Genomic DNA, 16,043 nt, shown 5'->3' on the forward strand with positions numbered 1-16,043 from the left:
CTATGTCGATAGAGTTGACTTATCTCGTTTGGAGCGCCGCGCTGGCGCTGGTCTATTTGTTCGTGCAGTCAACGTTTTATCGGGTTGATTATGGCGTGGATTACGCCAACAGCCAGCGCGATGAAAATGTGCCCCCACCGAGCAAGCTTAACGCTAGAGCGCAAAAAGCACTCGCCAATTTCCTCGAAACTTATGCTGTCTTTGTGGCCCTCGCCATTGCGACGGAAGTTTCAGGCCGCAGTGATGGCTTGACCCAGTGGGGAGTTCATTTGTGGTTCTGGGCACGTTGCGCTTATCTGCCCGCCTATTTTATTGACGTAAAGCAATTGCGCTCAATGATCTGGGTCGTGTCTTTAATTGGCCTGATCTTGATGTTCGTCGGCGTTGCTTTCTAAACTGCCATGCTAAACGGGCAGGGGCACTTGACCATGCTGGCGTTGTGATGGGACGTTGGCTCGTATAACCCTTGTCGTGGCCGTTTGAAGGGCGGGTTGATGAGCTTTCCGTGGTTTGAATTCGCAGGCCTCATGTTGGCCTTCGGTATCAACGCCGTTATTCCCGGCGCGGATTTCGCTATGGTTCTACGCCAAGCCGTAGTGCACAACCGCCGCGCCGCGCTCTTCACATCCGCTGGTATCGCCGCATCCATTCTGGTCCATGGCACCTATACGCTTTTGGGCGTTGGTTTGATCGTTGGGCAGTCTTTGTTGTTGTTCAACGTTTTGAAGTGGGCCGGCGTCGCGTATCTCGTTTGGCTCGCCATTTCGGCCCTGCGCAGTCCGCCGCCCAAAGCGCCAGAAATTGGCGCGAACGATGATGCAGCGACGAGCGATCTTGGCGCGTTTGCCTTAGGGTTTTTGACCAATCTTCTTAACCCCAAGGCGGTACTGTTTTTCTTGGCTCTCTTCACGTCCTTAGTCTCGGTCCGTACGGGTTTTGAGACCAAGGTTTTCTACGTGGGAAGTATGAGCCTAATGCTTTTTACCTGGTTCGCATTGGTGTCGTTTTTCTTTACGACAGCCAGTGTTCGACAGGGCTTTTACCGTGTCGGCCGGTGGTTCAATCGGGTTACCGGCATAACCTTCCTTGCGCTGGCGTTTCGAGTCGCCATCGCGCAGCAGCGCTGAACTCATTGAGGCTTAAACAATGGCAGACCAATTCGACCTTACCATCATCGGTTCGGGCCCCGGCGGGTATGTGTGCGCGATCCGCGCCGCTCAGCTTGGTATGAAGGTGGCCGTTGTCGAGAAATGGCAAACCCTCGGCGGGACGTGCCTCAACATCGGCTGCATCCCATCGAAGGCGCTGTTGCACGCCTCTGAGCTTTTCGAAGAAGCGAACCACAATTTTAAGGCGCTCGGCATCGATATTTCGACGCCGAAGCTGAACTTGCCCCAGATGATGAACCACAAGGCCGACGTGGTGTCATCCAACGTTGGTGGCGTTGAGTATCTCTTCAAGAAAAACAAGATCACCGTATTCCGCGGAATTGGCTCAATCCCTGCTGCGGGCAAGGTGCTGGTCACGCCGCAGTCTGGTGCTCAGACTGAAATTCTGACGAAGAACATCGTGATCGCCACCGGATCGGTCTCTGCTAACCTGCCGGGCATCGAGATCGACGAGGAAACCGTTGTCACCTCGACAGGCGCGCTTGAACTTCAGGCTGTGCCGAACAAGCTCGTGGTGATTGGTGCTGGTGTCATTGGCCTGGAACTCGGCTCGGTGTGGATGCGTCTTGGCGCTCAGGTGACCGTTGTTGAATATCTCGACCGTATTTTGCCAGGCATGGACAGCGAAGTCGCGCGCCAGTTCCAGCGGATGCTGCAGAAGCAGGGTATGGAATTCAAGCTGTCGAGCAAGGTCGCTGGTGTTGATCGCGAGGAAGATGGCTCCATCAAGGTTCGTGTCGAACCCGCACAGGGTGGGGCAGCCGAAGTGCTGAGTGCTGACGTTGCATTGGTTGCCATCGGCCGTAAGGCGAACACCGAGGGGCTGGGCCTCGATATCGTCGGCGTAGCTGTTGACGAGCGTGGCCGTGTTCAAGTGGATGGCCATTACAAGAGCTCGGTCGATGGCATTTATGCAATCGGCGACGTCATTGCTGGCCCAATGCTGGCGCATAAGGCGGAAGACGAAGGCATTGCGGTTGCCGAAATTCTGTCCGGTCAGGCCGGCCACGTGAATTACGCAGCTATCCCGGGTGTGGTTTACACCAATCCGGAAGTGGCGACCGTCGGTAAGACGGAAGATGAGCTCAAGGCTGAAGGCGTCGATTACAAGATCGGCAAGTTCCCCTTCACCGCAAATGGTCGCGCCAAGGCGATGATGTCGACGCAAGGCTTTGTTAAAATTCTTGCAGACGTTGAAACTGACCGCGTGCTTGGCGCGCATATCATCGGCAAGAACGCTGGCGAGATGATCCATGAGCTTGTAACGCTCATGGAATTCTCCGGCGCATCGGAAGATCTTGCGCGCACAACGCACGCGCATCCGACGCTTTCTGAGGCGATCCGGGAGGCCGCGCTTTCCCTCGGCGACGGCGCAATTCATATCTAAAGCTTCGCGCTACAATTTGCGTTTTGAGCCTCCAAGCCTATGCGGTTTGGGGGCTTTTTGTTTGGTCTAGAGATTTAGTCGTCATACAAATTCTAAAACTTGTCTGTTGACTCGGTTTTTATACTTCCATACAAGTTGGCTTAGTATCGTCTTGCATACTAGATGATATGGGCGGTAAACGCCGGGGGCTCGATATGAGGATACGAGCCTAAGAGCACCTAGGGAGGTTCTATATGTTCCATATGCAGAAGAAGGCTATTCTGGCCTTCGTTGTCTCCAGCCTGATGGTTTCAGCTGCTAGCGCACAGACTGTGTTGCGCTCGTCCGATACCCATCCTGATGGCTACCCAACCGTTGAAGCCGTCAAGAAGTTCGGCGAACTTCTCTCGGAAAAGACCGGCGGGAAGTACAGCGTAGAAGTGTTCCACTCCGCGCAATTGGGTGGTGAAGCTGATACCATCGAGCAGACGCAGTTCGGTGTCATCGACATGAACCGCATCTCGATTGGCGCTTTCAATACGCAGGTTCCAGAAGCGACCGTAACGCAGCTTCCTTATATTTTCCGCTCCACTGAGCACTTCCATAACGTTCTCGACGGTCCAATCGGCGAAGAAATTCTCGCGGCCTTCGACAAGGTGGACGTTGTTGCGCTGAACTTTTACGACGGCGGTGCGCGCTCGTTCTACAACAGCTCCAAGCCGATCACGTCCCCAGCTGATATGTCCGGCATGAAGTTCCGCGTGATGCAGTCGGATATCTTCGTCGACATGGTTGGCGCTCTCGGCGGTAACGCGACGCCAATGCCATATGGCGAAGTGTACTCCAGCATTCAGACCGGCGTTATCGACGGTGCTGAAAACAATTACCCCAGCTATGACACTGCCGGTCACGCTGAAGTTGCCAAGTTCTTCTCGCTCGACGAACACTTGATGGTTCCAGAAGTACTGGTCGTTTCCAAGGTTGTTTGGGACGGACTGGACGCAGAGACCCAGCAGGCGATGCGCGATGCTGCCAAGGAATCTGTCGCTTACCAGCGTGAACTCTGGCAGGCGAAGGAAATTGAATCCAAGGCCGCTGTAGAAGCGCTGGGTGCAACCATCAACGAAGTTGATAAGGCGCCGTTCATCGAAGCGATGAAGCCTGTCTACGACAAGTACGTTACCGATCCAAAGCTGCAGGATCTGGTTGCCCGCATTCAGGCAACCGAGGGCTAAAACCCGTACGCACCGGGCCCGCAAAAGTCGCGGGCCCGGTTTCCACCCTGCGGAGGACATCCTATGAAAACATGGCTCCCCACTTTCAGCATGCTGCTGAGAGGGCTCTCGACTGCCGCGCTTTGGCTTGCTGGTATTGGCATTGTCGTCATGACTGCCATCGTCTTCTATCAAGTCTTTATGCGCTACGCGATGAATTCGTCGCCGCCTTGGACTGAGGCGACCGCCATTATGTTGATGAGCTGGACGATTTTCTTGGGCGCAGCTGTTGGTGTTCGCGAAAACTTCCATATGGGTTTTGACGTCTTGATCTATGTTTTGCCCCCAACGGCAAAGGGTGTACTGCGGTCGATCAGTGACGTTGCGGTTTTCGCATTCGCTTCAGGCATGATTTACTACGGCGCACTTCTGGCCATCCGTGGTTGGACGGTGACCATTCCCGTTCTGCACGTGCCGCAGACGATGACCTACCTCCCCGTCGTTATTTCGGGTGTTCTGATGTGTCTGTTCTCGCTTGAGCGCCTCCTACAGCGCTGGGCTGGTGAACCCATCGATGAACCCGTTTCTGAACTCGTGACTGAGGCCTAAACACCATGGAATACTGGATCCTTTTCGGTGTTTTCACCGCGCTCATGCTGGTCGGTACGCCAATTGCCTTCTGTCTGGGTATCGCTAGCTTTGCGACCGTACTCTATCTGGGACGCCCAGCGATGGTGGTGTTTCAGCAGCTCAACTCGGGGCTAGCGGGCTTTACGCTTCTGGCTATTCCGTTCTTCATCTTCGCTGGCGATCTCATGATGCGCGGTGGCATTGCTGCACGCATTATCGCCTTTGCGGGGTCCATTATTGGACACGTCCGAGGCGGCCTTGGCCAAGTGAACGTGGCTGCATCGACTTTGTTTGGTGGTATTTCCGGTTCTGCTGTCGCTGAAGCGGCGGCGGTTGGCGGGATCATGATCCCGCAAATGAAGGAACGTGGCTACGGTGCTGACTATGCGGTGAACGTCACCTCAATGGCGGCTTTGATCGCTCTGTTGCTGCCGCCGTCGCACAATATGATCATTTACTCGCTCTCGGGCGGTGGTCGTATCTCAATTGCGGATCTGTTCACTGCTGGCATTATTCCGGGCCTCTTGCTCGCCGTTGCGCTGATGATCACGGCTTACCTCGTGGCTGTGAAGCGCGGGTATCCGACTGAGCCATTTCCTGGTTTCCGTAAGGCCTTCCAGTATTTCCTCATTTCCATCCCCGGCCTGATGCTGATTGTCATCATCTTCGGTGGCGTGCGTTCAGGAATGTTCACGGCGACGGAAAGCTCGTGCATCGCGGTGATTTATGCGCTGCTTGTGACACTGTTCGTCTATCGTAGCCTGAGCTGGGGTGAGTTTGTTCACGCAGTTCTGGGTGCCGTACGTACGACCTCGATGGTGTTGTTCATCATTGGTGCTGCTGCCTCGTTCGGTTGGCTTATGGCTTACCTGCGTGTCGCTCCGATCCTGACGGAGATGATCTCCAACATCACCCAAGACCCGCTCATGGTGCTGCTGCTGATCAACGTCGTCTTGTTGCTGCTCGGTACCTTTATGGACATGGGGCCGCTGATCATCATCACCACGCCGATCTTCCTTCCGATGGTTACGGCCTTTGGTGTGAACCCGGTGCACTTCGGGGTGATCATGATCCTCAACCTAGGCATTGGCTTGAACACCCCGCCCCTTGGACCTGTGCAGTTTGTCGCCGCTGCGGTGGGGAAGATAACGGTCTGGGAAGCGATGAAGAGCATTTGGCCCTTCTATCTTGCTGGCCTGATCGTCTTGGGTCTGGTTACGTATATTCCGGCGCTGTCGCTTTGGCTCCCAAGCCTGTTCCGGTGATGTCATGGCTTTGCAAGAAGCGGGCGCCGAGCGCGCCCGCAAACCCAAGCTTGCGTCAGTGGTCGCAGAGACATTGCGGCAAAGAATTGGGGCCGGGGAGTTTGTTCCTGGCGCCAAGCTTCCCAGTGAAGCCAAGCTAACAAGTGTTTTTGGCGTTAGCCGCACGGTCATCCGTGAAGCAATTGCTGCTTTGGCCGCTGATGGGATCGTTGAACCTCGGCAGGGGGCAGGGCTCTACGTCATGGCCAACGCTGCCTCGACGTTCAGTGCCTTGGGTGGTGCCGGAACGCACAAAATTTCGGTCGCCCTCAATGTTCTTGAAGTGCGTATGGGGATTGAGATCGAAGCGGCTGGCTTGGCGGCGGTGCGCCGTAGCTCGAGCCAAGAAGCAGAGATGCGGGAAACGTTCAATGAGTTCGGGCGTCTTCTGGAGCAAGGGACCCCAACCGGGCGCACGGATTTCGCATTTCACCGATCCATCGCGTCGGCGACCAACAACCCTTTCTATCTTGAGGTGCTGGAGGCGCTCGGTAGCCGAACCATACCCTGCGATGTTGCCTCTCCTTGGGGCACAGAGAGCGTACTGACTTACGACTATCAAGCCGGGTTGCATGAAGAGCATCGCGCCATCCTGAACGCGATATGCGACCAAAACGAAGACGCCGCGCGTGAGGCCATGCGCGACCACCTATCTCGCAGCCAGCAGCGCTATCGCCAGCGGTTGGACGAACAGAACTAAGTGAGGACTGTCATGAGCACTGAGTACGAAATTCGCTTTGCTATCGATCCGATTGCCGCATCGGTAATGGGCACTGAGGAGCTACGCGACGCCTTCTTGGTTGAAGACCTGTTCGAACCGGACACGGTGCGTTGGGTTTACACACACTATGATCGTATGGCCGTCGGCAGCGCGGTGCCTGCTGGCGCCCCCCTGGCACTCCTGCCCATCAAGCCGACAGGCACGGAAAACTTCCTAGATCGCCGCGAGCTGATCGCCGTGAATATTGGCGCACCAGGCACAATCGTCGTCGACGGCGAAAACCACGCGGTTGGGTCGCGCGACATGCTCTACATTGGCATGGGTAATAAAGACGTTCAGTTCGCGGGAGAGGGCGCAAAGTTCTATCTCCTCAGCGCACCAGCCCACGCGTCCTATCCGACAAAGTTGTTACAGCAGTCCGGTGCTAAACGCTTGGAAGCAGGCGCTGCGGATACCGCCAATGAGCGGACAATCTTCCAATACGTCAATGCTGACAGTGTGAAGACCTGCCAGCTTGTCGTCGGTCTTACCCAATTCGCGCCCGGCTCTGTGTGGAACACCATGCCCGCTCACGTGCATGACCGCCGCATGGAGGCCTATCTCTATTTCGACCTAAAGCCGGATGCTTTTGTCATTCACCTGATGGGCGAGCCAGAAGAAACCCGCCATCTCATCGTTCGCAACGAAGAGGCTGTTATCTCGCCGCCTTGGTCCATCCATTCCGGCGTAGGCACGGGCGCTTACACCTTCATCTGGGCGATGGCGGGCGACAATGTCGATTACACCGACATTGAAAAGGTAGAGATGGGAGATCTCTACTAATGGACCTGTCCGCGTTTAGCCTTTCGGGCAAGACCGTGATGGTGACTGGTGCCAACACAGGCATTGGCCAGGGCATTGCGCTCAGCATTGGCCGGGCCGGTGGTCGGGTCATCGGTGTTGGGCGTTCCACCATGGATGAGACAGCGTCCATAATGGAGGCTCAGGGTTCAGGCTTTATCGCCGTTCAATCTGACCTGAGCTCACCCAGCGCCGCGCAGGGTATGTTTGACGCAGCTTGGGCGGATTACGGCCCAATCCATGGCTTGGTCAACAATGCCGGGATCATCAAGCGCGTTGATGCAGTCCACTTCTCGGAAGAGGACTGGGACAGCGTCATGGATGTAAATCTCAAGACGGTGTTTTTCCTCTGCCAGTCGTTGGGGCGCAAAGCCCTAGCCGAGGGGCGACAAGCGCGGATCGTCAATATTGCGTCGATGTTGAGCTATCAGGGCGGTATTCGCGTTGCGAGCTACACGGCGTCCAAGTCAGGCGTGATGGGCATCACCAAGCTTCTGGCCAATGAGTGGGCGGCCAAGGGCATCAATGTGAATGCTATCGCGCCCGGTTATATCGAGACCAATAACACTGAAGCGCTGCGCAATGATCCAGACCGGTCGGCGTCGATCTTGGGGCGTATTCCGGCGGGTCGCTGGGGCGTTTCGTCGGACATTGGTGATGCAGCAGTTTTTCTTTTGGCACCGGCTTCCAATTACGTGCATGGGGCGACGATCCCCGTGGATGGCGGCTGGCTAGCGAGGTAACGACATGATTCAACAAGCGTTTTTTGCTCAGCCGAACGCCAGTGAATGGATCGAATTGTCGCCCGGCAATACGCGCCGTGTGCTGATCCATACCCCGGAAATGATGCAGGTCGAATTTGGCTTCGAAAAAGGGGCTATCGGCGCATTGCATAGCCACCCGCATATTCAGGTGAGCTATGTCGCCGAAGGCTCCTTTGAGGTGACGATCGACGGCAAAACAGAGATCGTGGGGCAGGGGGGCAGCTTTATTGTGCCGTCCGGTTTGGTGCATGGCGTCGTCGCGCTTGAGAAGGGGCGGCTGGTTGATGTGTTCACGCCGCACCGCGCTGATTTTCTGTAAGCGATCCGCTGTGAACACTTGTGCCAAAACGATGGGTGAGACAGAGGACATGCGGTCCCGTACAGTGGCCGCAGATTCTTCCGTCCACCCACAGGCTGGCCATGCTGCTTATTGCATTCTATATCGCCATTACTGCCGAAGCCATGACAGCGGCGCTGGCCGCGGGTCGTCGGAACATGGATTGGTTTGGCGTGTGCCTCATCGCTTGTGTCACCGCGCTTGGCGGGGGCAGCATGCGGGACGTTCTAATCGGCCACTATCCGCTCACTTGGGTCGCGAACCCGTATCTGCTGCTACTGGTGTGTGGCGCGGCCTTGCTGACCATCCCATTGGCGCGCGTCGTCGATCGGTTGAAGTGGCCCTTCTTGGCGCTCGACGCGTTCGGACTGGTGGTCTTTTCGATCATTGGCTGCAACATTGCCATGGAACTCGACCTGCATCCGATGATCATCATCGTCTCGGGCATCATCACCGGAATCGTCGGGGGCATTCTGCGCGATGTGCTGTGCAACGACATTCCGCTGGTGTTTCAAGGCGAGCTTTATGCGACCGTCTCGCTGATCACGGGCGCGATCTATTACGCCGGGCTCATGCTGGACTTCTCGCCGGACCTCACCGCGGCGGTAGCCATCGGGGTGGGCTTTACGCTGCGCATGTTGGCATTGACCTTGAAATGGGAAATGCCGCGCTTCGTCTACGACAGGCAAATGCGCAAGTAGGGCAGCGCGACCGAGCGCCCAGCGCTCGTCCATTACCATCACATATCGAGCCAGATCCCCGTGCGCGGCAGCATCCGCACGCGGGCGTTTGTGCGCGCCTATCACATTCAAGAACAATCGAGTTTATGGAGCCTTAAGTGCGACAGACATGGAGATGGTTTGGTCCGAAGGATTTGACCAGCATCGATGACATCACCCAAGCTGGCGCCGAAGGCGTTGTGAGTGCGTTGCACCACGTTCCCAATGGTGTCGTCTGGACGAAGGACGAGATCGCTAAACGCCATGCGGAAATTTCTACGCGTAAGGACGGTTCTGCCTCTGGGCTCACCTGGGATGTGGTCGAAAGTCTTCCTGTTACGGAGGACATGAAAAAGCAGAAGGGCGATTGGCGCGAGCATATCGCTAACTACAAGATCTCCATGCGTAATCTCGCGGACAGCGGCATCGAGACGATCTGCTATAATTTCATGCCGGTTCTGGATTGGACGAGGACTGATCTGCGCTGGCAGGTTGCGCATGGCGGCTCCTGCATGCGTTTCGATATCGCCGATTTTGCCGCTTTTGATATCCATATTCTCAAGCGCCCTGGCGCGCCGACAGACTTCACGAATGCCATTGCCGATGAGGCAGGGCGTCGCTTTGAAGCGATGTCGGAAGACGACAAGAAGCAGCTCGCTCGAAACGTCACCATGGGCCTGCCAGGCTCCACGGAGTCGATGTCGCTCGAAGATGTGCAGTCCCATCTCAACGAATATGGTGCAATCAGTCGCGATCAGCTCCGCCAGCACTTTATCCACTTCCTCGAGGAAGTGGTGCCAACAGCGGAAGACCTTGGCTTGCGGCTGTGCTGCCATCCAGATGATCCGCCGTTTGCTTTGCTCGGCCTGCCGCGCATCATGTCGACGGCTGAGGACTACAAATTTATCCTCGATGCGGTGGATAGCCCAGCGAATGGCATGACGTTCTGTACGGGCTCCCTAGGGGCGCGCCCTGACAACGATCTGCCAGCCATCGTTGAGCAGTTTGCTGAAAAGATCCACTTCCTGCACCTGCGTAACGTCAAGCGTGACAATGACGATATCATGGGCTCGTTCTATGAGGCCGAGCACTTGGGTGGCGATACGGATATGGTTGCGGTTATCGCGGCTGTGATCAAGGAAGAGCGCCGCCGCAAGGCTGCGGGGCGTAAGGATTGGCAGATACCAATGCGTCCGGATCATGGTCAGGATATTTTGGACGACCTCGGTCGCCGGGCGCAGCCGGGCTATCCCACTATTGGCCGGATGAAGGGCTTGGCGGAGCTGCGTGGCGTGTTCACCGCGCTGGAGCACGGCGCGTTCGGGCTTAAGTAAGCCGATAAGCGCTGGGAATAAGAAAGGGCTGGATCATCGATCCAGCCCTTTGTGTTTAGTCTTCGAGTAGGTAACCGCCAGCGCGGCTGGGGAGGACTTCCTTGCCCACGATCTTGGCGATGGAGGCACCTGCAGGCACATACTTGGCCATAACGCGGGACAGCACGAAGCCATCGGCGCTGGTGGTGATTGGCGTGCGGGCGATAAAGGCCTCGGGGCCATCCATGGCGATGAGATCGGCGATCACGTCGCCCTTCTTGACTTCATCGCCAAGCTCAACGCGATAGGCGAGCAGGCCCGGGCGGTCTGTGCGCAGAACCTCTGTCGCTTCAAACGGCACGAACGCGGGTGCTGGACTGGCGGGCTCAACGGTGTCGTTGATCAAGCCGCGATCACAGAAGAAGCCATAAAGACCATTAGCGTCCTTACTGCCAATATGGTCGAACACGTCCGCTTGACCGCGATATTCGAGGGTCGCGGTTTCAGCGGCCATCGGGATCGGCAGGCTTGGATTGGCGGCTTGAGCTTTACGGTAAAGGTTCGGCAGCACTTCGTCGAAAGAGCCGCCGCCGCTGTCTTCGGCGGTCAGCGTTGCTGCCACACCCATACGATCTGCCAAAGCTTGAAGGCCCGTCATCTCGGGCGAGGTGAAGATATGTTGGAGACTATCGTCGTCGCAATGCAGGTCGAGCACGATGTCAGCGTCGTGCGCGGACTTCATGACCAGAACTCGCAACTTCTGGTTTGCGGTGAGTGGGATCTGGCTATCGAGCCATTCCCCAACTGCAGCACGCAAAACCTTGACGTTCTCAGCGCCGTTCGTCCCGAGCTTGCCGGCAACTTTGTCCGCAATCGCCGGGTAAAGGTCTGGCCAACGGCGGTTGAAGTTGATGCCACTTCCGAGATCATAGCGACCGATGTGACGGCGCAGGACGCGCGTGTCGAGACCGAGCGGATTGACCGACGGGAAAATAACAAAGCGAGCGTTGAGCTTTCGGTTGGCGTCGGCATCACGCAGCATTGGCAGCAGGTGATGGAGCGCCATGGTGCCGGGCTGTTCATCGGCATGCATGGCGGCTTGCAGATGCACCTTGGTCTCGGCCGTTTCGGGGCCGACTGTGTACCAATAAAGCGTGGTTGAGTGGCCAGGCGCATCGCCGGCCACAACAGTGGAGTGCTGCTGGAAAGTCATGTTCTTAGCGGAACCATTTGGGCGCAAAACGAAGGCCCGGCTGGGAGGGGAGGTGGCGCATGAGACGCTGATAAACCACGCCAAAAATGGCGAAGATGACCAGCGAGACAGCTAGGAAGATAACGGCTGCTGCCGAGAAATGAAGGAAGGCGTTGAAGTCGCGTTCAACAAAATCCTTAGCGGTGAGCATGAGTTCGCGCTGACCGCTCAGCACCGGCACGGCGAAATAGACAATGGCTGTCGCGTGGAACAGGAACACAACTTCATTTGTGTAGGCGGGCCACGCGAAGCGGATCATGTTCGGCCAGATGACACGACGGAACTGCTGGGAACGGCTCATGCCATAGGCACGCGCGGCTTCAATCGCGCCCTTGGGGACGGCTCGCAAGGCGCCGTAGAAAATCTCGGCGGTGTATGCGGCGGTATTGATGGTCAGGACCAGCGGGCCAATGAACAGCGGGTGCAGCACAAAACCGGAGATGCCCAACGGACGCCAAAGGCTTAGGTTCAGCGAGAGCGCCAGCGAATAAAACATGAAGAACTGGATGAAGAGCGGCGAACCTCGGAAGGCGTAGATAAAGCCGCGCGACAGATGGTTGATCAGCTTATTGGGCGAGGCTTTGCCAAGTGCGAGAAGCACCGCGAAACCGAAGCCAAGTGGGATCGATGCGGCAGCAAAGTACAGATTGTACAATACAGCTGGCGCCATCACGATCAGATCGTCGATGAATTCTTGGATCATGCTGCCACCTCGCTGAGAATACCACGGCCGGCCTTGCGCATAATCGCTTCAAACACGCGTTCGGAAATCCACGTGACCAAAATGTAGAAGAGGAATAGGACGAGGTAATACCGCCAGCGCCAATCGTCGTGGACCAACCCCACAGCGGGTAGGAAGTTTGGTGCACCCAAACGATCAGCCCAGAGCACGATATCGGCAATCTGTAGGAGCGAGAGCAGCGAGGTTGCTTTTACGAGCAACAGCCAGACGTTAGAGAGGCCGGGCAGGGCATAGACCCACATCTGGCGGACATGCACGCGCCACAACACCTGGCTTGAGGACATGCCAAAGGCACGCGCCGCTTCAAGCTGGCCTTGGGGCACGGACCGCATCGCTCCGTGAATGACGTTGGTCGCGAACGCGCCATAGACGAGGCCTAGGGAAACGCTTGCGAGTAGCAGGTATTCGGTGGTGCCCAGGAACCAGTTAGCTTCCTTACACGGAGGCCAAGGTGCGTTCTGCGCGGCGATCATGTCGGCGCTACACACTTGGGTGGAGATGAACCACTCGACGCCCTGCTCGAAGGCGAGCGGGAAGAAGAGGAAGAAGAGGATGTCTGGGACGCCGCGAACGATAGCGGAGTAGGTGGACCCAATCAGACGGAGCGGTAGAAAGCGCGAGCTTTTCAGCGTCGCGCCAGTTAGCCCGAAGACAACAGCAAGCGCCCCACCGAGCAGGGCTGCAATAACGGTAAACTGAAAGCTGGCGTACCAGGTCATGTGCTTACCGTTGGTGAGGTAGGCGACCCAGAATGCAAAGTCTTCGAACATATGGGAATCTCTAAAAGGCCTTTCCCGATGGCGGGAAAGGCCGATGTTGGGCTTTAAGCCTTATTCAGCGAAATATGGGCCGTGGCCTTCAAACCACTTCGCAATGATGGTGTCGACGGTGCCGTTCTTCTTCAGAGCGGTGATCGCGTCATCAACCTTGGTCTTGATTTCGGAATCCTTGCGGACGCCAGCGCCAACGCCGCCACCGATGAGCACGTTTTCGCCCTTGAATTCGATCGCGCCGCCAGAAGCTGCAACGACTGGTTCAAGATAAGCGCCGTCGGCGAGGATGGTGTCGATGTTGCCTGCAGCAAGATCGGCCATCGCCTGGTCGGCGGTCGCGAAGGTGATGATGGTGTTGTTGGCCGCGTGGTGTTCTTCGGCATAGCCAGCCTGAATGGTGCCGCCCTGAACGCCAACGCGGGCGCCGGAGAGGTTGGCATAATCAAGCTCGGTCGCTGCCATAGCAACATACTTGGACGGATCTGGCGGGAAGTAGTTCTGGGTGAAGTCGATCGTCTTGAGACGCTCTTCAGTGATCGACATGCCAGCCATGATCAGGTCGTAGTTGCCAGCGAGCAGGTTCGGGATGATCGAATCCCAGTCGTTCAGGATCCACTCGCAGGTGAGACCTGCTTCAGCGCAGATTGCATTGCCCAACTCGATTTCAAAACCGGCAGCATTGCCGTTGTCATCAAGGAAGTTCCAAGGTGCATATGCACCTTCAGTTGCGATACGGACGGTTTCCTGTGCGGAGACCGCGCCGGTCAGCGCAAGTGCGGCAACGGCGGCAAACATAATTTTCTTCATAACGTTCTCTCCTGTTATTCTTGGTATTTGCCTTAAGGCCAATCCTCGTCAGTCGTGGTTTGCTGCGTTGAGGAATTGTTTAAGACGCGCCGACTTGGTTGCACCAAACACCTGATCAGGTGTTCCCTCTTCCTCGATAAGCCCTTGATGCAGGAAGATAACATGGTCGGAAACCGACCGCGCAAAATCCATATCGTGGGTCACAAGGATCATGGTGCGCCCCTCGTCAGCGAGAAGCTTGATCACGCGTAGCACTTCAACACCCAACTCTGGATCGAGAGCAGAGGTGGGTTCGTCAAACAGCATGACGCGTGGGTTGATGCACAGTGCGCGCGCAATTGCAGCGCGTTGTTGCTGGCCGCCCGATAGCTGGGATGGATAAGCGTCCGCCTTCGCACCGATGCCCACCTTGTCGAGCATGGCGCGAGCCTCTGCTTCCACTTCGGCGCGCTGGCGTTTTTGAACGATCAAAGGGGCTTCCATGACGTTCTCAAGAACAGTCATGTGCGCCCAGAGATTGAAGGACTGGAATACCATGCCCAGTTCCGAGCGGATGCGACGGATCTGATTTTCATCGCCGATACGGCGCGCATGGCCGTTGCCCACCAGTGAAATGACTTCACCACCAATGGAAACGTCACCTTGATTGGGCACTTCAAGCATATTGATGCAGCGCAGAAGCGTCGATTTGCCAGAGCCGGACGAGCCGATCAACGAGATGACCTGACCTTCATTCGCGGTGAACGAAACGCCTTTTAAGACCTCAAGCTCACCAAAGGACTTATGGATATTCCGCAGTTCGACAACGGCATTTGCCCCGTTCACAACGGGTTCGGCTTGACTCATACTGACCTTAGCCCTCGAAAGAGCCTTCCTGCTGACCGGTGATCGCTATTTTTGAGGCACGCAATCTTGACCATTTGGTAGAAAACCAGAAGTCGGTGAGATAGCAAGTGAAAAAGGGTTCTTTACCCAAAGAGGGTGTAGATCGGGGGTAGCGTTGTTCTTCCTGCTATCGAAGATTTTTTGGCTCATCGCTCAGCCATTAAGCATTATTTTGATACTCTTAGTCGCAGCGATGATCGGCACCTTCTTCCGCAAGCGACGTATGGCCATCAGCTTTATCGCCTCGGCGATTGTCTTCACACTGCTTGCAGGTTTCTCCAACTTTGGCGCGGTTTTAATTGCGCCGCTGGAAAATAGATTCGAGCGTGCGGTGCTTCCGGGCGGCCTCGATACAATTCTTGTTTTGGGTGGCTCAACCTATGGGCGGATCAGCGCGGCGCGCGGCGTTACGGAGCTGAATAGCGCTGGGGATCGGTTTGTCGAAGCTGTGACCCTGGCACAGCGTTTCCCTCAAGCTCAGATCGTCTTTAGCGGCGGGTCCGGGCTAATTGTAGCCGAAACCGAAACAGAGGCGGAATCGGCCGAACGCCTATTCGTTCAGCTCGGAATTGATCGATCGCGCCTTACTTTAGAAGGTGAGTCCCGGAACACGGCGGAAAACGCTGCGTTCACCGCAGATCAGCTCAAGAATAGCCGGAGCATCGCGCTGGTGACGTCAGCCTTTCATATGCCGCGGTCTATCGGGCTGTTTCGTGCGGAAGGCATAGAGGTGCTGGCCTGGCCGACCGACTATAGAAGTCCGGGCAATGAGAGTTTTGGGTTGGACCTGGCAAATCCGCTCCTCAACCTTGAGGTTCTTACCGTTGCCATGCGCGAATGGATTGGCCTTGTGGCCTACAAGGTTACAGGAAGAATTGGGGATATGCTGCCTGCGCCAAGGCAATAAAAAAAGCGGTGCCGGAGCACCGCCTTCTGAGATTAGGTTTTACGGCGCATCAGGCCGATGACCAGCGATATGACGAGGAAGGCCAAGAACAGGAAGAACAGAATCTGCGCGATGCCCGCAGAGGCGCCTGCAATGCCGCCGAAGCCGAGCACGCCAGCGATAAGAGCGATAACGAGGAATACGAGAGCGTAGTACAGCATCTCAATCTCCAAAGTTTGAATTGAAATATAAACTGTTCCGCCGCTCTGCGAGTTCCGTTCGACAAAGAAAAAGGCCGGTATGAACCGGCCTTCTGCTTTA

19 protein-coding genes are annotated in these 16,043 nt (G+C 56.3%); 13 read left to right on the forward strand and 6 right to left on the reverse strand.

The window, feature by feature from the left end:
• The first annotated feature begins 2 nt into the window (after nt 1-2).
• From JHC09_RS12815 to uxuA, 12 genes are all read left to right on the forward strand, one after another.
• Nucleotides 3-395, forward strand: coding sequence for an MAPEG family protein (locus JHC09_RS12815; RefSeq protein ID WP_199532238.1), 393 nt, complete (start codon nt 3-5; stop codon nt 393-395).
• A 99-nt stretch (nt 396-494) separates the two neighbouring features.
• Nucleotides 495-1,127, forward strand: coding sequence for a LysE family transporter (locus JHC09_RS12820; RefSeq protein WP_199532239.1), 633 nt, complete (start codon nt 495-497; stop codon nt 1,125-1,127).
• Between the two features lie 19 nt (nt 1,128-1,146).
• On the forward strand, nt 1,147-2,556 hold the full coding sequence (gene lpdA / locus JHC09_RS12825) for a dihydrolipoyl dehydrogenase (protein ID WP_199532240.1): 1,410 nt from the start codon (nt 1,147-1,149) through the stop codon (nt 2,554-2,556).
• 233 nt (nt 2,557-2,789) lie between these two features.
• On the forward strand, nt 2,790-3,770 hold the full coding sequence (locus JHC09_RS12830; protein ID WP_199532241.1) for a TRAP transporter substrate-binding protein: 981 nt from the start codon (nt 2,790-2,792) through the stop codon (nt 3,768-3,770).
• A 63-nt stretch (nt 3,771-3,833) separates the two neighbouring features.
• Complete coding sequence (locus tag JHC09_RS12835; RefSeq protein ID WP_199532242.1) at nt 3,834-4,358, forward strand: TRAP transporter small permease; 525 nt, start codon at nt 3,834-3,836, stop codon at nt 4,356-4,358.
• 5 nt (nt 4,359-4,363) lie between these two features.
• Nucleotides 4,364-5,644, forward strand: a complete 1,281-nt coding sequence (locus JHC09_RS12840) for a TRAP transporter large permease (protein WP_199532243.1) — start codon at nt 4,364-4,366, stop codon at nt 5,642-5,644.
• 4 nt (nt 5,645-5,648) lie between these two features.
• On the forward strand, nt 5,649-6,383 hold the full coding sequence (locus JHC09_RS12845) for a FadR/GntR family transcriptional regulator (protein ID WP_169195754.1): 735 nt from the start codon (nt 5,649-5,651) through the stop codon (nt 6,381-6,383).
• Between the two features lie 12 nt (nt 6,384-6,395).
• A complete protein-coding gene (kduI, locus tag JHC09_RS12850) occupies nt 6,396-7,226 on the forward strand; it encodes a 5-dehydro-4-deoxy-D-glucuronate isomerase (protein WP_199532244.1) in 831 nt (276 codons plus the stop codon).
• Nucleotides 7,226-7,987, forward strand: coding sequence for a 2-dehydro-3-deoxy-D-gluconate 5-dehydrogenase KduD (gene kduD, locus JHC09_RS12855; RefSeq protein ID WP_199532245.1), 762 nt, complete (start codon nt 7,226-7,228; stop codon nt 7,985-7,987). The genes kduI and kduD overlap by 1 nt, the downstream gene beginning before the upstream one ends.
• A 4-nt stretch (nt 7,988-7,991) precedes the next feature.
• The gene (locus JHC09_RS12860) at nt 7,992-8,327 is read left to right on the forward strand and encodes a cupin domain-containing protein (protein WP_199532246.1); all 336 of its coding nucleotides are present in this window, start codon (nt 7,992-7,994) and stop codon (nt 8,325-8,327) included.
• A gap of 101 nt (nt 8,328-8,428) precedes the next feature.
• Nucleotides 8,429-9,046 (forward strand): trimeric intracellular cation channel family protein, encoded by a 618-nt coding sequence (locus JHC09_RS12865; RefSeq protein ID WP_199532247.1) that lies wholly within the window; start codon nt 8,429-8,431, stop codon nt 9,044-9,046.
• Between the two features lie 137 nt (nt 9,047-9,183).
• Complete coding sequence (gene uxuA, locus JHC09_RS12870) at nt 9,184-10,398, forward strand: mannonate dehydratase (RefSeq protein WP_199532248.1); 1,215 nt, start codon at nt 9,184-9,186, stop codon at nt 10,396-10,398.
• A gap of 55 nt (nt 10,399-10,453) precedes the next feature.
• Here uxuA and JHC09_RS12875 read toward each other — a convergent pair whose 3' ends face one another.
• From JHC09_RS12875 to JHC09_RS12895, 5 genes are read right to left on the reverse strand one after another with little or no spacing between them, the layout of a single operon-like run.
• Nucleotides 10,454-11,590: a succinylglutamate desuccinylase/aspartoacylase family protein gene (locus tag JHC09_RS12875; protein ID WP_199532249.1), complete on the reverse strand. Its 1,137-nt coding sequence runs from the start codon at nt 11,588-11,590 to the stop codon at nt 10,454-10,456.
• 4 nt (nt 11,591-11,594) lie between these two features.
• Nucleotides 11,595-12,332, reverse strand: a complete 738-nt coding sequence (locus tag JHC09_RS12880; protein WP_199532250.1) for an ABC transporter permease subunit — start codon at nt 12,330-12,332, stop codon at nt 11,595-11,597.
• Nucleotides 12,329-13,141 (reverse strand): ABC transporter permease subunit, encoded by an 813-nt coding sequence (locus JHC09_RS12885; RefSeq protein ID WP_199532251.1) that lies wholly within the window; start codon nt 13,139-13,141, stop codon nt 12,329-12,331. The genes JHC09_RS12880 and JHC09_RS12885 overlap by 4 nt, the downstream gene beginning before the upstream one ends.
• A gap of 60 nt (nt 13,142-13,201) precedes the next feature.
• A complete protein-coding gene (locus JHC09_RS12890) occupies nt 13,202-13,951 on the reverse strand; it encodes a transporter substrate-binding domain-containing protein (protein WP_169195745.1) in 750 nt (249 codons plus the stop codon).
• A gap of 48 nt (nt 13,952-13,999) precedes the next feature.
• Nucleotides 14,000-14,797: an amino acid ABC transporter ATP-binding protein gene (locus JHC09_RS12895; RefSeq protein ID WP_199532252.1), complete on the reverse strand. Its 798-nt coding sequence runs from the start codon at nt 14,795-14,797 to the stop codon at nt 14,000-14,002.
• A gap of 211 nt (nt 14,798-15,008) precedes the next feature.
• On the opposite strand from JHC09_RS12895, the gene JHC09_RS12900 reads away from it, so the two are divergent.
• Entirely contained in the window at nt 15,009-15,743 is a 735-nt protein-coding gene (locus tag JHC09_RS12900; RefSeq protein ID WP_199532253.1) for a YdcF family protein, read from the forward strand.
• Between the two features lie 32 nt (nt 15,744-15,775).
• Here the strand turns inward: JHC09_RS12900 and JHC09_RS12905 are convergent, their stop codons facing one another.
• A complete protein-coding gene (locus tag JHC09_RS12905; protein ID WP_169195742.1) occupies nt 15,776-15,943 on the reverse strand; it encodes a DUF1328 domain-containing protein in 168 nt (55 codons plus the stop codon).
• Nucleotides 15,944-16,043: the final 100 nt, after the last annotated feature.

Source organism: Devosia sp. MC532, assembly GCF_016461625.1.
Classification (GTDB): Bacteria; Pseudomonadota; Alphaproteobacteria; order Rhizobiales; family Devosiaceae; genus Devosia.

Bases quoted from the DNA above. Each gene is read 5' to 3' on its own strand.
- JHC09_RS12815 (WP_199532238.1), top strand. From the start codon at position 3: ATGTCGATAGAGTTGACTTATCTCGTTTGGAGCGCCGCGCTGGCGCTG.
- JHC09_RS12820 (WP_199532239.1), top strand. From the start codon at position 495: ATGAGCTTTCCGTGGTTTGAATTCGCAGGCCTCATGTTGGCCTTCGGT.
- lpdA (WP_199532240.1), top strand. From the start codon at position 1,147: ATGGCAGACCAATTCGACCTTACCATCATCGGTTCGGGCCCCGGCGGG.
- JHC09_RS12830 (WP_199532241.1), top strand. From the start codon at position 2,790: ATGTTCCATATGCAGAAGAAGGCTATTCTGGCCTTCGTTGTCTCCAGC.
- JHC09_RS12835 (WP_199532242.1), top strand. From the start codon at position 3,834: ATGAAAACATGGCTCCCCACTTTCAGCATGCTGCTGAGAGGGCTCTCG.
- JHC09_RS12840 (WP_199532243.1), top strand. From the start codon at position 4,364: ATGGAATACTGGATCCTTTTCGGTGTTTTCACCGCGCTCATGCTGGTC.
- JHC09_RS12845 (WP_169195754.1), top strand. From the start codon at position 5,649: ATGGCTTTGCAAGAAGCGGGCGCCGAGCGCGCCCGCAAACCCAAGCTT.
- kduI (WP_199532244.1), top strand. From the start codon at position 6,396: ATGAGCACTGAGTACGAAATTCGCTTTGCTATCGATCCGATTGCCGCA.
- kduD (WP_199532245.1), top strand. From the start codon at position 7,226: ATGGACCTGTCCGCGTTTAGCCTTTCGGGCAAGACCGTGATGGTGACT.
- JHC09_RS12860 (WP_199532246.1), top strand. From the start codon at position 7,992: ATGATTCAACAAGCGTTTTTTGCTCAGCCGAACGCCAGTGAATGGATC.
- JHC09_RS12865 (WP_199532247.1), top strand. From the start codon at position 8,429: ATGCTGCTTATTGCATTCTATATCGCCATTACTGCCGAAGCCATGACA.
- JHC09_RS12875 (WP_199532249.1), bottom strand. From the start codon at position 11,590: ATGACTTTCCAGCAGCACTCCACTGTTGTGGCCGGCGATGCGCCTGGC.
- JHC09_RS12880 (WP_199532250.1), bottom strand. From the start codon at position 12,332: ATGATCCAAGAATTCATCGACGATCTGATCGTGATGGCGCCAGCTGTA.
- JHC09_RS12885 (WP_199532251.1), bottom strand. From the start codon at position 13,141: ATGTTCGAAGACTTTGCATTCTGGGTCGCCTACCTCACCAACGGTAAG.
- JHC09_RS12890 (WP_169195745.1), bottom strand. From the start codon at position 13,951: ATGAAGAAAATTATGTTTGCCGCCGTTGCCGCACTTGCGCTGACCGGC.
- JHC09_RS12895 (WP_199532252.1), bottom strand. From the start codon at position 14,797: ATGAGTCAAGCCGAACCCGTTGTGAACGGGGCAAATGCCGTTGTCGAA.
- JHC09_RS12905 (WP_169195742.1), bottom strand. From the start codon at position 15,943: ATGCTGTACTACGCTCTCGTATTCCTCGTTATCGCTCTTATCGCTGGC.